The sequence below is a fragment of the Geobacillus sp. FSL K6-0789 genome, assembly GCF_038593135.1.
Taxonomy (GTDB): domain Bacteria; phylum Bacillota; class Bacilli; order Bacillales; family Anoxybacillaceae; genus Geobacillus; species Geobacillus stearothermophilus.
On sequence record NZ_CP151966.1, the window covers coordinates 2,161,749 to 2,176,559 of the forward strand.

The window sequence follows — 14,811 nt, forward strand, 5'->3', positions numbered from 1 at the left end:
TGCACTACATCTTATGGTTTCATCACCTGAAAGGTTCCACCGTTTTCGCCATACACATAGCGAATAGCTCCGTTTTCATCCGTCCGCCAAACGATCGCCCGCTGTTGCCTAAGCCGCATAAGCACCTCGGAGGACGGATGCCCGTAGCGATTGTAGCGCCCGACGGAAATGATGGCCGCTCGCGGCTTGATTGTCCGCAAAAACGGCTCTGTTGTCGACGTTTTGCTGCCGTGGTGGGCGACTTTCAATACATCGGCACGCAACGTCGGATAAGCATCGATGAGCGCCTGTTCCGCCTCTTCTTCGATGTCCCCAGCAAACAGCCATATCAAGCCGCCGAGACGGGCGAGCAACACAAGCGAACCGTTGTTGTCCTCGTTGTTGCCTTTTTCTGGGTGGAGCACAATGAACTGCACGCCTCCCTCTGTCCATCTTTCTCCCCGCACAGCGGTGCGGACCGGCCCGGAAAACGGGCGCGCCATCTTTTGGACGCGCGGCAGCGCCCCCGGGCTTGTGACCATTTCCTTCACCTTGACCGCTTCGAACACCTCAGGAGCGGACCCGATATGGTCGGCATCATCGTGCGTCAATATGAGCTTATCGATCGTTCGCACCCCTTGCGCTTTTAAAAACGGGACGACGACATCGCGACCGACGGAAAACGGGTGAGCCCGCCTGCGCCACGATTCCTTTCCCCATTCTGCCGCCCCGCCCGTGTCAATGAGATAAACTGCTTTTCGATAAGGAAGCTCAATATAAATACAGTCCCCCTGCCCAACATCCAATACCGTCACTTCCCCGTGCGGATCCACGTATGGGGCGGCCAGCTGAAGCGCCGTCGCCGCCGCCACCGCTGTCAATCCGCGGATCAGGCGGCCGCGTTCCCAATCCAAAAACGCCGCCGTGATGGCCGTCAGATAGCCAGCTAAGCACCACGGCCCCGGACGGCCGAGCACAAGCATAAACGGGTGATCGGCCGCGAAAAAATAGACAACCGCGTCTGTCAGCTCAATGAGACGGCTAAACAGCCAAATGAACGGAGAAAAGGGAAAAACTGCAGATAGAAACGCGAGTGGCAAAATGACAAATGAATACCAAGGGACGAAGAAGACATTCAGCCCTATGCTCCAAACAGAAATTTCATAAAAATGGTAAAGCAAAATCGGCAGTGCGGCAAGCTGAGCGGCGAGCGCGGTCTGAAGCAAGTTTTGGAGCATCGAACGAGCAGAGGCGAGCACCGACACATGGGCAAGAAGAGCAAATGTGACAAGAAACGACAGCTGAAAACCGACATCCCAAACCATATAGGGATCAAAGACGAGCAAGGCAAGCGTTGTCCAACTCAACGCATCCAGCGGATGGATCCTTCCTTTTTTCCGCTGAACGGCCAACACCATCATCCCAGTCGCACAAGCGCGCAGCACCGACGGCGAAGCGCCAGCAAGAACGGCGTACACAGGCAAAAACGCCAACAGCCCTGCCAGCACGGCTTCCCTCGTCACGAAGCGAATCGCACCGGCAAAACCAGCGCCAATCAGCAGCGTGACATGCCCTCCTGAAATGGCTAGCAGATGGATGAGACCGAGCTGCTGATACCCTTCAAGGACCGACTCATCAAGGGTGCGCTGCTCCCCATAAATCAGTGCAGCGGCGATGCCAGCCGCTTCCGGCGGAAACCGGGCTTCAATGCGGCGGACGCCAGCCTCGCGAATGGCTTCAAGACGTTCGATGATAGTGGGACGGACGCGCATGCAAGCAGAGAGATCGATCGCCTCAGGGAGAAAGAGCCAATGAATGCGGTGGCGGCGCAAATAAAGGCGGTAATCAAACGCATACGGATTACCAGCTGGCATCGGGCGCTCAAGCGTTCCGGTGACGCGGCATACCGTTCCAGGCACCAGGTGCGCTTGCAGCGTCTCTTTTTCCGCAGCCGTCCGAATGATGTAACGGAGCTGCACCCGCTCCTTGCCAGCTTGCACCGCCGCCTGCAATCGATCACCGTCAATTGCCGGCGCGGCGGAAAAACGAACGGAAAGCGAATGTCGGCCGCCGGAAAGGGAAGTGTTGTTATGATAGTCAACGATGAGAAAATAGGCAAAAAAGGAAAGAGCGGCAACGAGAGAAGGAAGGAAACAGTGCGGCCGGCGGATGAAAAGAAGAAGGAGATACACAACGAGGAGAAGACAGGCGGTTGGGGACGGCGAGGCCGCCGCGACGGCCAAAAGCGCCGCCGCAGCGGGATAGACGGCTTGTCCTTTCATGATTCCCCGCCGCCGGAAAGCAAGGCGAACACATCCATTTTCAGCGGCACTTGCACGAGACGGACGCCGGCTTGAGCAAACAGCTCCAAGGCGTACGGGTGGTTTTTGTAGTCTTGGGCGTAATAGACCGCGCGGATGCCGCTTTGAATGATCGCCTTGCAGCAATGCAAGCACGGAAAATGAGTGACATACATCTCCGCCCCCTCGGTCGGGACGCCGAACTTGGCGCATTGCAAAATCGCGTTCATTTCGGCGTGAATCGTCCGCACACAATGACCGTCAATGACGTAGCACCCCTCATCAATGCAATGGGCGCCGCCGGCGATCGACCCGTTGTACCCGCCGGCGATGATGCGCTTATCGCGCACGATCGTTGCTCCGACGGCGAGCCTCGTGCACGTGCTGCGCAGCGCAAGCAAATGGCTTTGCGCCATAAAGTATTGATCCCATGTGATGCGTTCCATTTTCCATCCCTCCGCTCGTGTCCATGCTTTTAGTCTACCCACTGCCTCTTGCCCCCGTCAACGCCGAAAAACGTCCACAGCAGCCTTGATCCGCCATAAATTAAGAAGCATTGCCCTCCCCCGCCTCGCTTACGGAACAAGCAAATACGGCTTCAATTTCTCCAGCGTTTTTTCACCAATTCCAGTCACATTCAACAAATCCTCCACCCGCCGAAACGGCCCGTGTTCTTCACGATAGGCGATGATCGCGTTTGCCTTCGCCGGTCCGATGCCGGGAAGCTGCATCAACTCCTCTTCCGTCGCCGTATTGATGGCCACTTGCATCCCGTTTCGATCCCCATCGCTTGGAGACTTGCTGACGGCATTTGACGCCGGTGCATCCTCGCCTTTTTTCGGCACGTAAATCATCATTTCATCATGCACTTTTGCTGCCAAATTGACTTTCGTTTCATCCGCCTCATCCGTCAATCCGCCAGCTAGGGCGATGGCATCGCGAACGCGAGCGTCCGCCGCCACCTCATACACTCCGGGGTTCGCGACCGCCCCTTTCACATCCACCACAGCGGTTTTTGACGCCTCGTTCTTTTTTTCTTCCGTCCGGGCGGCATCCGTTTCAGCCGCCGCCGGCAAAACGACTTGCCCCTTTTCATCCGTCGGATGATGAAACACCCATAACCCCGCCGCCGCGGCAAACAACAAGAACATCCCGACTTTTCCATACCGTTTGCCAAGCTCCTGCACATGCTCCCACATACGATCCCATCCTTTCCATCTCAAGTCATAAACCGAGCCTTTTTCTCATACATATCAAAAAAGAGATTTCCGGTGAACCAAAACCGGGAGGGGGGACAACACATGAACATCGGTGTCATCGGTACGGGGAATATGGGCACCATCTTAATCGAAGCGTTCCTCGACTCCGGTGCTGTGAAAGCGGATCAGCTCGTCATCACGAACCGTACGCTTGCGAAAGCGTTCGCGATACAACGCGCGCATCCCGGCATGGCAGTGGTTGCCGATGCGGCTGAAGTCGTCAAACAATCCAGTCTCGTTTTTTTATGCGTCAAACCGCTCGACATCCACCCATTGTTGCAGCAGCTGGCCCCGCACTGGACAAAGGAGCATTGCCTTGTGTCGATCACAAGCCCGATCAGCGTAAAACAGCTTGAAACAGCCGTCCCTTGCCAAGTCGTGCGCGCCATTCCGAGCATCACAAACCGCGCGCTCTCCGGCAGCATACTCATCACAATCGGATCACGCTGTTCGGCCGACTGCTGGCAAACGATCGATGATCTTCTCCGGCGCATCGCCTCGCCGGTGTATATCGATGAGGCCATCACCCGCGTCGCTTCCGACATCTCCAGCTGCGGTCCGGCGTTTTTCAGCTATTTGCTGCAACGCTTCATCGACGCCGCAGCGGCCAAAACCGCCATCACGAAAGAACAGGCGACGATGCTGGTGACCGACATGATCATCGGCTTCGCGGAATTGATGAAGCAAAACTTGTACACGCTCCCGACGCTGCAGGAAAAAGTGTGCGTCAAAGGCGGAATCACCGGGGAAGGAATCGCCGTCCTCGAACAGCGGCTCGACGGCGTCTTCGAAGAAGTGCTGGCGAAAACACATGAGAAGTTTCAAGAAGATGTGGAAAAGGTGAAGCAACAATTTTCGTGAACATGAATTCGACAGCAAGCGGCAAATTCCTGCTTGGCCTGACCAAATTTGTTTCAATCCTCACCCGGCTTAATAGCCGGGTGCAACGGACACGTCGTCGATAATAGCGCAAATTTCCTTGTGTTTCAATCCTCACCCGGCTTAATAGCCGGGTGCAACGGCCAACGGTTCGGACAGCTCGGCAAGCGAGCGGGTTTCAATCCTCACCCGGCTTAATAGCCGGGTGCAACAAACCATGACCCCACATCCTTTCCAGATCAGCATGCGGTTTCAATCCTCACCCGGCTTAATAGCCGGGTGCAACGACGAAGCGCTCAATTTGAACAGACCAATACCAGAGTTTCAATCCTCACCCGGCTTAATAGCCGGGTGCAACCGTTGCATCCATTGGCATTGTATTGTCGATTATAGGTTTCAATCCTCACCCGGCTTAATAGCCGGGTGCAACGCTGTACGACCTGGCCGGGAAGCCACTTGGTGTTCTGTTTCAATCCTCACCCGGCTTAATAGCCGGGTGCAACTTGGCTTCTGTGGCGTTTTTCTTGCGAGGGTAATAGTTTCAATCCTCACCCGGCTTAATAGCCGGGTGCAACTTGATCCTGAATGGTGTTCATGCTGTCACCTGCCTTGTTTCAATCCTCACCCGGCTTAATAGCCGGGTGCAACGGAATTAGGGTGAGTTCTGCACGCAGGTGTATGAGTTTCAATCCTCACCCGGCTTAATAGCCGGGTGCAACAAATGTAGTTTTGATGGCGTTTAAGGTTGTTTCAAAGTTTCAATCCTCACCCGGCTTAATAGCCGGGTGCAACACATCCGCAGACGCGCAATATTACAGCCGGATCGAGTTTCAATCCTCACCCGGCTTAATAGCCGGGTGCAACGGAGTCGGGGAGTATTGGAGGAGAGATCCTTATGGTTTCAATCCTCACCCGGCTTAATAGCCGGGTGCAACTTTTCATATATGCCGCTTCAAGCTCGTGCTGTGTGTTTCAATCCTCACCCGGCTTAATAGCCGGGTGCAACACTACAGTGATCGATGTTGTCAAAACATTAGTTCAGTTTCAATCCTCACCCGGCTTAATAGCCGGGTGCAACTTAAGCCCGCTCCTTTTTATTTTCGGCCATTCTCGTTTCAATCCTCACCCGGCTTAATAGCCGGGTGCAACCGCATTATCGAAATTCAAAGCAAAACAGCGAAAGGGTTTCAATCCTCACCCGGCTTAATAGCCGGGTGCAACGAGCTGCACAAGTTTTCTTTTTTCCTCTGGAAGCGTTTCAATCCTCACCCGGCTTAATAGCCGGGTGCAACACGAGCGCGGGCAAGGCAATAGTCGCAACAGTCGAGTTTCAATCCTCACCCGGCTTAATAGCCGGGTGCAACCGCCCGCGTTTAGATATCTTGTGTTGAGCGCATTTCAAGATATAAAAACGCGAACTTACGCATTCTGTTTGGGGCAAAGTCATAATGATCACAGATCCATTTTCCCTCTTCGGCTTTATAACCAGCTTTTCCGCCCATCGCGATCCCCCTTCTTTTTCAGCATCGCTTTATGTTCGCGCATCATTCTCTTCTTGCCGCACATATCATCGGCATTTTGTCATCTTTGTCATTACAAAATGATGGGATCATTATAATCAACGTAATAATCTTTTCCATAGACACGAACCGCCTTTGACCGGCTGCCGTACAATGTATATATCCGCAAACTATCTTTTTCCAAGTCAATGACGCGCAACAATTGATGCTCCATTTCTTCTAGCTGCGCTTGACTAACGCTGCATTCGAACACTGATTTTTGCACCCGCTGACCAAAATTTTGGCAAATGGTCGCCACTTTTCGCAACCGTTTTTGACCGCTTGGTTCTAATGTTTCTACATCATATGTCACTAAAATATCCAATCATGATCACCTCATGATAAATGGAGTGTACTCCTCAATATCTCCCCGTAAATGTCGAGCTAATAATCGAGCATGTACGTGAGGCAACAACCCTAGTGGAACTTTTTGATTGATAATCGGGTGCTGGATTTCTTCTTGTTTCCGTTTTTGATAAGCAGCCAAAAAGGTTTTTCTCCCCTTTTCATTCAAAAATACAGCTCCGCCTGGGCGCATGTCAAAATGGCTTTTATCCAGTTGCCTCCGGTTGATTAATGTCAGAACAAATCGATCAGCCAAGTAAGGCCGAAATTCTTCAACAAGATCCAAACCTAATGATGGCTTCCCAGGCCGCAACGCATGCAAATAACCGATTTGCGGATCAAGCCCCACTCCCTCCAATGCCGAGATACAGTCTTGTGTTAAAATGCTGTAAGCAAATGATAAACAAGCATTGACCGGATCGCGGGGAGGCCTCCGAGACCGTACGGTAAAGGCAAAAAATCCGTCCTCATCTGACCGTATGAGCGATGCGAACGCTTCAAAGTAGACGGATGAGGCGTATCCCTCGACTCCCCGCAGTTCATCCAATGTCGATTGCTTTCCAATATTGCGTAAACTTTGGTCTAGTTGCTTTACAGATTGCTCCAACCTTGCTCGCTGCTCTGGATAATCACGCATCGCCCGTTGCAGCACGCTTTTGCTGTTGCGAATTTTACCGGATACAAAACGCGAAGCAATATGGAGCATCTTTTTCTCATTTTCCAATAGTTGATGTTGTGCTCTTCGAAGCAATACATTTCCATTTGTTCTTCCAGTGGCTCGGGCCAAAAAACGGCCATATGCATCATACCAAATGACAGAAATGCCTTGGTTGACACATTTGCCAAGCAAATACGGGCTGATCGAAACATGTCCAAACATGACAATGGCGCCAATATGGTGGATAGGGACTTGCAATGTCTTTGCCCCTTCCACCTCAACGACAATGGTTTCATGATCAAGCCGTATATACGACTGTTGCGTTTGAACGTATAACGTATTCAACAATACTTTAATCATGATCGTTCTCCTCGCTTATCCATGCGGCTACGTTCGCAGGAACCTGTGGCATGCAAACGTCCTGCAACGAGCAATCACGGCATCGTGCATCATTGACGGGCGGCGGCAATCGGTCTTTTCCCAACATTTCTCTTACATTTTGTATCGTTTCTTCCACAAGTCGCCGCAAAGGCTTGGTCACGTCCACTTCCAACCGTCTTCTTGACTGATAATAGTATAAGGCCCCCTTTGCCACCGGTCGATCGAACATTTCTTCTAGGCAGAGAGCTTGAGCCGCCAACTGCACCATATCCGCCTCTTTCGTTTTTCGTTTTCCGGCTTTGTATTCCACTGGATATGGCGTTCCATCAGGAAGAAATTCTACACAATCTGCTTTTCCTATAATCCCCAAACGTTCCGACCAGATTGGCAAAGCACGCTCTACTCTTCTGTCTCCCAACTGTTCTCCTTCGGGTCTGTCTACCCGTTCATGCACCCGATTCCCTCTCAGTGTAAAAACATTCTCCTCAAAAGTCTGTTCGAGATGAATCAATGCACATTGACGCGGGCAGTACACATAATGTTGCAAAGCCGATAACATAATCCACTCATCTTCACTCCACTGCATAAAACCAACCCTTTCGCCAACGTTTTATACGAGGCGCGTCACGGTGACTCCAGAAAACCCTTCAAGAAAAACGTCTTTTTGCCCCTCATCTGCCGGTCCGAGCAAAACATAGTCATGGAATGACCTTGGCGCTTCCTGTTGGCGGCGCTCGACTTTCACCAAGTCAAACAGTTTATGAGCTGGGGCTGATCCTTTCGCATTTTCATGGCTAAAAATATACAGTGCTCTGACATTCATTTCTCCTCTAGCCGCAGAATGGTCAAATGCAAATAAATGAACGAGCGCATCCCAAAAATCAGCTAAATCTTCCGCCGTAACCCCTGTTTTTTCTCCTAAAAATGGATTGTAGAATCCATGCAATCGATACAACCCGTATGGAATTAACGGTTTTCTTCCCATTTCCGTTTGTTTTCTGCGGCGATCCGATTCTTTGGTGATCGCGGAGCGTGTGATGGTCAAATCCCATGGAAATACCGGATCAATTGAGCGAGAAAATGTCAGCTGCATCGGCCCGCGCACTTGACCAGCATTCAACCCTGTTGACATCACAGCCCCGAACATGCGGACATCATAGTACTTTTGGCATAAAGCCTTTTGCGCATTTTGGCGTGTTTGGTCATCAATTTTCATATTATTTGCCGCCTGTGCCAAACGTTTCGCCATATTTCGCAATGACTTTTCCAGCTGTTTTTTAAGACCGGCTTCTTCTAATCCTTCCGTTAATTTTTCCCGAATATCCTTATCCTTGACGTCCTCGCCAGTATAGATCACCCGATTGTCTTCGAGCACCAATCCTTGTTCCTCAAGCTGTGAAAGCCAATTCATCAATTCCCCATTTTCTTTTTCTTCTTCATTCAGCTCAATCGTCGCCAGTTTCACTCCGACGTCTTGATATGCTTGAAAAATGATGGTGTTTAAAGCTGTTTGGCTTTGAATAAAAATCGGTTTGCCTAATACCATCGCGACGTAATCGCGAATTTTCCGCTTGATAGCGACGTCGGTCACAATGCCGTGCATCGTTTCCGGATCGACACGCGGCATGTTGCCCGCATCTGGATCCCCATTTGGATTCCCATCTTTGACATCAAAAAGCAACACAAATTCGTGACGTTTTGTCGGATCAATATAGCGCTCCATCACTGGCTTTCCCCCGTTTCTTTTGTCTGATTGGCTTGATGGCGACTGCGGAATTCAGCACGTTGATGATAAAAACCGAGCGCGAACTCTGCTTGTTCTCTCAAATTGAAAATCGTTGGAAAACCGCCAGCTTCATCCAACTGTTTCATCACTTCTTCGAGCAAACGGCCAAGCTCAACAGATACTTTCGGCAGATGAGCGGTTGTCGAAAGCCTCAGCAATGAACCGAATGTCGATGCTGGAGCTGTAGAAGCCGCGCCATAAAATCGATCAACGATTGTGCTTCCAATTCGGTATCCTGAAGCGCGCCGTTGAATTTCTTCCAATACGGCCAATAATCGTCCACAAATATAAGCCGGCTGCAAGCAATGGTTGTTTAACGATTGCATTGTATTTGCTTCCTCCTTTCCATATGTGAGAACGAGTTTTATCAAACTGGCTGATGAATGATATCTCCACGTTTCCTTCGGATCACTCAATACTTTCAAAGAGCGGAAACGTTGAAGCGCTAACGGCAGCAATTCAGCGGGCGGCAAAGCCCCTTGATAAATCATGCGCAAACATTGCCGCACCAACCCTGGAGACATGTCGACAGCGCGAATCAAGACTCCCAACGGCAATAAATAGCCTTTTTCCCCAGTCGGTTGAACGATGCGCACAGCGGCCACATACCTCTCCAAATGCATCAGCAATTGAGAAATCGACGTGTGAATCCATTCACGAATGACTAATCTCGCTTTATTGGCCGAAAGAACAGCCATATGAAAAAACGTCTTGTCTAAATGCAATGCCTGCTCGCGCCCCGTTTTCGGAAGAGCCAGCAGTTCCTCGAGCTGCTTTAGCTCAGGGGGAGGTGTTAAGTTGTTTGTCCCGTCTTCAAAGGATCCTGATTCAAGTATAGAAGCGAGCACACTCTCGTCGATTTGAATTTCTCCTCGTTCCCCTTCATTCATGGAATCATTGATCCAATATACAGCCATTTGAGCTTGCAAATCGTCTCTCTTTTTTTTGTCTCTATATAACTCTGCATGATGTTTATCTTCCCGTAACAAGTAATTAAAAACGTCTACAGTCAACGTTGCGCACTGAAAACATATAGGCGCATTATTCGTCTGGTCTTTCCCCATCGATTTAAAGGCTTTTTCCTTAAAGCTTGTCAGTATGCACCGTTGGCCAAATAATGAAATCACACTTGGAAAAATGCGCACATAAGGAGCGTAGTTTCTGCAAATCGCACAATTGTTTTTATCGTTAGACGCCAGCTCTTGTTCTAAATGTTGAACCCAAAACTGCTGGATTTTCGGATGCTCGCAAATCAGCGATTCTTCATTTACTTGAAATGTAACAATATCTCTTGGCCTGATCGATGAAAAAAACTGCTCTTTCAAAGAGCTTTGAAGAAAGTCAAGAACTCTTTTTAACTCTGCCATATTTGTATGATCATAGGCCTCTTCTATGAGTCTCACATATTCCTGATGCGCAAGCTGTGCTTCACGAATCTTTTTTGGTTCGTTATTTTCTGGAACTCCCAACACATATCGCGCATCGTCCACTAATAAATATGGTTTCACATTATTCTCGGACAATTGTCCCGATCTCTGTCTAATAGGAGCTTCAATCATGCGATACTCCCCTTTTTCAAATGGGCCTTTTAAATAAGGGGTCGCTCCGCTTAAATCGATAATCCAATTAATCAGTTTTTTTTCATAGCAAAGAGGAGGCATTTTCTTTTTCCTCTGCAACTGATCCGCCAACTCAATCAACTCGTAAAGCATCTTGGCCCTCCAATACATATAACTGTTGATATCTTTCTTTCGGAATATGCATCCAGCCGTTTTCTACTTTTGCCTCAAAAAAGATGGGCTTTGCGAATCCAGCCACCGTTCGCGTTCCTGTTTCATCATGACGGAGAAACTCCATTTCTTTTCTGGATTTGTCTTCGATAAAAGCGAGATCGAACAACATTGTACCGATATCCATATCAATAGGCTGCACGACATCCTTTTCGTTTATAGGTGAAAAATTGGCAGCAAATTCCCTTGTTCCTAAATATGGCGTATGATAATACTGCCCCCTTTCAATCCTGCGGTTAAACTGGTCACGATATTTGGCGACTGGATCCACTGCTCGTCCTGTTAAAACGATATCCGCAACAACCCAATAAGCAACGTTTTTTAAAATCAAGCTTGTTCGTTGAGCACGATCGTTTTCAATCAAAATTGGTTTTTTACCTTGTTTGTTTTTAAGTTCGTTACGCAAAATCGCCTGCTGACCCCCTAAACTCAAAATCCCGATTTGGCGAATTTCATAACGAAATTCCGGTTTCCAAAAAATCGCTTCCAATATCCCCCGCGCTGCGCTCGGCGTCATCACCGGATAACTGATGCGCTCGACTTTAAATTCCGGTCTTGTAAAACAGGCATATTCTCCCCACACTTTCACCTGCACTTTCGCTTGACGTTGCATTTCATGTCTCCTTTCCATCGCCATTTCTATCCAATCAAACTGAGTGGATCGTAAACTTCTTCTTTAATTCCGATCCGTTCATCATAGTCACCAAGCCATTCATAGACATTGTCCGCCACTTCCCGCAGCCATCCGTCCTTTTCTTTCTTTTCCGCCTCAAAACGATACAACTGAACCATATATGGCTGCAAACGGCGAAACGAATAGCGGGACGGAGAAGATTCCCACATTCGCAAGTATTCCGACGCCTCCTCATATGGAACGATGACGGAAACCGTATCCTGATCAATAAGGCGATACTTTTCGGCAACTAATGGATAATCAAGCATTTCCCGATCTTTTTGGATGTTTTTCGAATCCACATCCACCGAGGCGAATAAACGACGGAAATATTCCCGAAATATATTGGGATCGTGCAAATCATCAGGATGGCGTTGCGCCAATAAGAACCGTGCTGTTTCCGTCGCTGTTCGATACGATCCTCTTGGGCTTGGCATGTCTTCTGTTTCAAAAATAATCACGTTTCCTTTATCCATTTTTCCTTCGCGATTGCAGCGTCCTGCCGCTTGGACAATCCGGTCGAGGGGCCCCATTTGCCGCATGACAATCGGAAAATCTAAATCAACCCCTGCTTCCACCACTTGTGTACTGATGAGGCGGACAGGTTGATTTTTCTTTAGACGTTCACGAACTTCCTCTAAAATTCGGCGACGATGCGCGCTGCAAAGAAGGGTGGAAAGATGGAATACCCCATCATCTTCTTGAAGGAGCTCGACGCACTCTTTCGCCTCTTTTCTCGTGTTAAAGACAACCAATAATTGCTTTTGTTCTCGAATGAAACGGACAAGTTGTGGCAATGAAACGGGTGATTTCCATATTTCATAGTCCACCCGCTGCATTTGTTGAAAATGACGATTCACGGTCGGCAACGGCAACATTTCTTTGACCTCTATTTCGGAAAATACATCCAAAAATCGGCTTTCCTCAAAAAACGGCTGAGTGGCGCTCGATAAGACAACGGTTGTCTGACAATGACGCACCAACATGGCCAATGCATCTAATGTCGGCTTTAGCAGTTCTGTCGGGAGCGTTTGAACCTCATCGAGAATTACGACGCTGCGCGACAAGTTATGCAGTTTGCGCACCTTGCTTGGACGATTGCTGAACAGGCTGTCAAACAGCTGCACGGTTGTCGTGACAATGAGGGGAGCATCCCAATTTTCCGCAGCGAGGCGTTGTTGGATGAGCCTTTCATCCGCTTCTTCCTTCTCATCATCCACCTCAATTTGGCTGTGGTGCTCCAACACCGCATCGTTCCCGAAAATGCCGCGGTATACATCCGCCGTCTGCTCAATAATGCTTGTATACGGAATGGCGACAATAACGCGGTCAAGTCCATGTTCCACCGCATGTTTCAATGCAAAAGCTAAACTGCTTCTCGTCTTCCCCCCTCCGGTCGGCACGGTCAACCGATATACTCCCTGCGGTCTGGAGGCGGAGCGGACGCATTCCTCATACACTTCCCTTCTCATCCGATTCACCGCTGTATCATCCGTGCGGCTTGTTAATTGTTCCTGATCGGCGGTAAATTGATTCCATAAATCCGTTATCGAAGCCACAGGCGTTCGGAGCGGAGAAAGCTCCGGCTGGAAGTGGCGCTCTGTATCTAAATAATCAGCGTCAACAAGCGCAGAAAAGATCAGGCGAATCCACATCTCCCTATCGGTTTCAGAAAGCGAAGAAATATTTTCCACACTTTGCATGCATGGAAATACGAATTTCTTTAGGAACGATTCGGCTTGCTTCAAGACTTCCCGAAAGTGCAAATGTTGTTCTTTTAAGCTCTGTCCAAGGGTAGATGATAAATAGTGAGACGAATGCAAACCCACATGATGGCCGGCGATCGGCAACGAAAACCATTGCCAGGCATGTCGATTTCCTGTTTTTTTCCAATACACTTGGTACATCAACGCCGCTCCCCAAATCGCATGAGGGACGCTTTGGCCCATTTCTCCATCTGCTTGCTTTTTCAAATACTGTTGAAAAAGAGGATGGAATTTTCCTAAGTCATGCAAAAGGCCGCATAAATAAGCCACTCTTCCCCCTTGAAAAGGAGCGGCGAATGATTGAGCCATTTCCGCTACGCTTACCAAATGTTCGTCCAACCGATGCCATTCCTGTCCATTTGCCCGTGGCGTATGAGCATACACATCATTCATGTTTCATTCGACTCCATCAGACATTTTCTCTTAGGACATTTGCCTTATATTTATTTATTTCAACCAATATCTTCATAATCCTTCTATATAAATTGAAATAAAGGTTTTCTCCCGTTCCACGGCGAATAAATAAAAGAGAAAATAGGGGAACGGAGAGAAAATATGATGCCAAATCACAAAGACGAGATCGAAAAGTTGTCCACTGCCATGAAAGAAGCAAAAAGTAAACGAGCATATGAACGCTACCAAGCGATTTATCTTCATTTGCAGGGATATACCAAAGGAGAAATCGCAACGATTATTGGTCGATCCAAGAAAACTATTTATAACTATATAGGTTGTAATAAAGAATTTCCGACCTCCATGTCCCGTCTTTACTTTATCACCTAACAAGCTGGCACGGTGACAAGAAGAGCGAACAATGCCATGTAAAACAAAATTGCCACTTATATATATTCATGCCTACGCCCAGCGCGGTCTTGATGGACTGGAGATGAAATACTCACCTGGCGCCCCACGTCGATTGACCCCTGAGCAGGAAAAAGAGCTGGCTTTGATCATTGAACATCAGCTCCCCGTAGATGTGGGATTCGAAGCAAAATATAATTGGACGCTTGCGATAATCACTGAACTCATTCAACAAAAGTGGGGGCCAACATACACGCTTCGCGGAACAAGTGACATTCTGCATCGGTTAGGGCTAAGCTATACGAAACCGACCTATACACTAGCCAATGCCGATGAAGAGAAACAAAAAGAATTCGTCGAAATCACCTTCGCAATTGAACTTGATTGAAGGGCTATGGAAATGGCTGAAATCAGACGTGATTTACAACGTGTTCTATTCGAGTGTGCAAGAAATTAGAAAGAATGTCCAAGCCTTTATTCAGCGAATCAACCAGAAACCAGAACAAACGATCGATCGTTTGTGTGTTCAGTTGTAAATCTTTAATTCAACTTATATAACTCACACATCTTTTTCAATTTCCCAGCCGTCAATCGCGTCGATCGCAACATTTGGCCATACATTCACCCCCTTCTTT

At 48.8% G+C, this 14,811-nt stretch carries 12 protein-coding genes, 2 pseudogenes and 1 CRISPR repeat array; of the genes and pseudogenes, 3 read left to right on the forward strand and 11 right to left on the reverse strand.

All coding sequences use genetic code 11. The annotated features are described in order from the left end of the window. Positions 1 to 11: 11 nt before the first annotated feature. From NSQ51_RS11480 to NSQ51_RS11490, 3 genes are all read right to left on the reverse strand, one after another. Positions 12 to 2,261 carry a DNA internalization-related competence protein ComEC/Rec2 gene (locus tag NSQ51_RS11480; RefSeq protein ID WP_121649970.1) on the reverse strand — a complete coding sequence of 750 codons (2,250 nt, stop codon included), beginning with the start codon at positions 2,259 to 2,261 and terminating at the stop codon, positions 12 to 14. Further along, a complete protein-coding gene (locus NSQ51_RS11485) occupies positions 2,258 to 2,725 on the reverse strand; it encodes a ComE operon protein 2 (protein WP_033009609.1) in 468 nt (155 codons plus the stop codon). Before NSQ51_RS11485 ends, NSQ51_RS11480 begins: the two co-directional genes overlap by 4 nt. A 129-nt stretch (positions 2,726 to 2,854) precedes the next feature. Next, complete coding sequence (locus NSQ51_RS11490; protein ID WP_033014716.1) at positions 2,855 to 3,478, reverse strand: helix-hairpin-helix domain-containing protein; 624 nt, start codon at positions 3,476 to 3,478, stop codon at positions 2,855 to 2,857. A gap of 102 nt (positions 3,479 to 3,580) precedes the next feature. Here NSQ51_RS11490 and comER point away from each other — a divergent pair, with 102 nt between their 5' ends. Then, positions 3,581 to 4,399: a late competence protein ComER gene (comER, locus tag NSQ51_RS11495; RefSeq protein WP_049625188.1), complete on the forward strand. Its 819-nt coding sequence runs from the start codon at positions 3,581 to 3,583 to the stop codon at positions 4,397 to 4,399. Positions 4,400 to 4,449: 50 nt separating this feature from the next. Continuing rightward, positions 4,450 to 5,781: a CRISPR direct-repeat array (repeat unit 37 nt; unit sequence GTTTCAATCCTCACCCGGCTTAATAGCCGGGTGCAAC). Between the two features lie 9 nt (positions 5,782 to 5,790). Here the strand turns inward: comER and NSQ51_RS11500 are convergent. From NSQ51_RS11500 to NSQ51_RS11535, 8 genes are all read right to left on the reverse strand, one after another. Beyond that, the gene (locus NSQ51_RS11500; protein ID WP_255408620.1) at positions 5,791 to 5,919 is read right to left on the reverse strand and encodes a hypothetical protein; all 129 of its coding nucleotides are present in this window, start codon (positions 5,917 to 5,919) and stop codon (positions 5,791 to 5,793) included. A gap of 91 nt (positions 5,920 to 6,010) precedes the next feature. Next, positions 6,011 to 6,301 carry a CRISPR-associated endonuclease Cas2 gene (gene cas2, locus NSQ51_RS11505; RefSeq protein ID WP_025949257.1) on the reverse strand — a complete coding sequence of 97 codons (291 nt, stop codon included), beginning with the start codon at positions 6,299 to 6,301 and terminating at the stop codon, positions 6,011 to 6,013. Positions 6,302 to 6,307: 6 nt separating this feature from the next. Then, entirely contained in the window at positions 6,308 to 7,339 is a 1,032-nt protein-coding gene (gene cas1c, locus NSQ51_RS11510; RefSeq protein ID WP_049625189.1) for a type I-C CRISPR-associated endonuclease Cas1c, read from the reverse strand. Then, positions 7,332 to 7,946, reverse strand: coding sequence for a CRISPR-associated protein Cas4 (gene cas4, locus NSQ51_RS11515; RefSeq protein ID WP_047818725.1), 615 nt, complete (start codon positions 7,944 to 7,946; stop codon positions 7,332 to 7,334). Before cas4 ends, cas1c begins: the two co-directional genes overlap by 8 nt. 24 nt (positions 7,947 to 7,970) lie before the next feature. Then, a complete protein-coding gene (gene cas7c / locus NSQ51_RS11520; protein ID WP_049625190.1) occupies positions 7,971 to 9,083 on the reverse strand; it encodes a type I-C CRISPR-associated protein Cas7/Csd2 in 1,113 nt (370 codons plus the stop codon). After that, a complete protein-coding gene (gene cas8c / locus NSQ51_RS11525) occupies positions 9,083 to 10,858 on the reverse strand; it encodes a type I-C CRISPR-associated protein Cas8c/Csd1 (RefSeq protein ID WP_063330857.1) in 1,776 nt (591 codons plus the stop codon). The genes cas7c and cas8c overlap by 1 nt, the downstream gene beginning before the upstream one ends. Continuing rightward, positions 10,839 to 11,549 carry a type I-C CRISPR-associated protein Cas5c gene (gene cas5c / locus NSQ51_RS11530; RefSeq protein WP_049625192.1) on the reverse strand — a complete coding sequence of 237 codons (711 nt, stop codon included), beginning with the start codon at positions 11,547 to 11,549 and terminating at the stop codon, positions 10,839 to 10,841. The genes cas8c and cas5c overlap by 20 nt, the downstream gene beginning before the upstream one ends. Before the next feature lie 26 nt (positions 11,550 to 11,575). Next, on the reverse strand, positions 11,576 to 13,768 hold the full coding sequence (locus NSQ51_RS11535; RefSeq protein ID WP_047818728.1) for a CRISPR-associated helicase/endonuclease Cas3: 2,193 nt from the start codon (positions 13,766 to 13,768) through the stop codon (positions 11,576 to 11,578). Positions 13,769 to 13,930: 162 nt separating this feature from the next. Between NSQ51_RS11535 and NSQ51_RS11540 the strand changes: the two are divergent. Both NSQ51_RS11540 and NSQ51_RS11545 read left to right on the forward strand, forming a co-directional pair. After that, positions 13,931 to 14,104 (forward strand): annotated as a pseudogene (locus NSQ51_RS11540) (helix-turn-helix domain-containing protein); the annotation flags it as partial. A gap of 115 nt (positions 14,105 to 14,219) precedes the next feature. Further along, positions 14,220 to 14,712: pseudogene (locus NSQ51_RS11545) on the forward strand (winged helix-turn-helix domain-containing protein); the annotation flags it as partial. Positions 14,713 to 14,811: the final 99 nt, after the last annotated feature.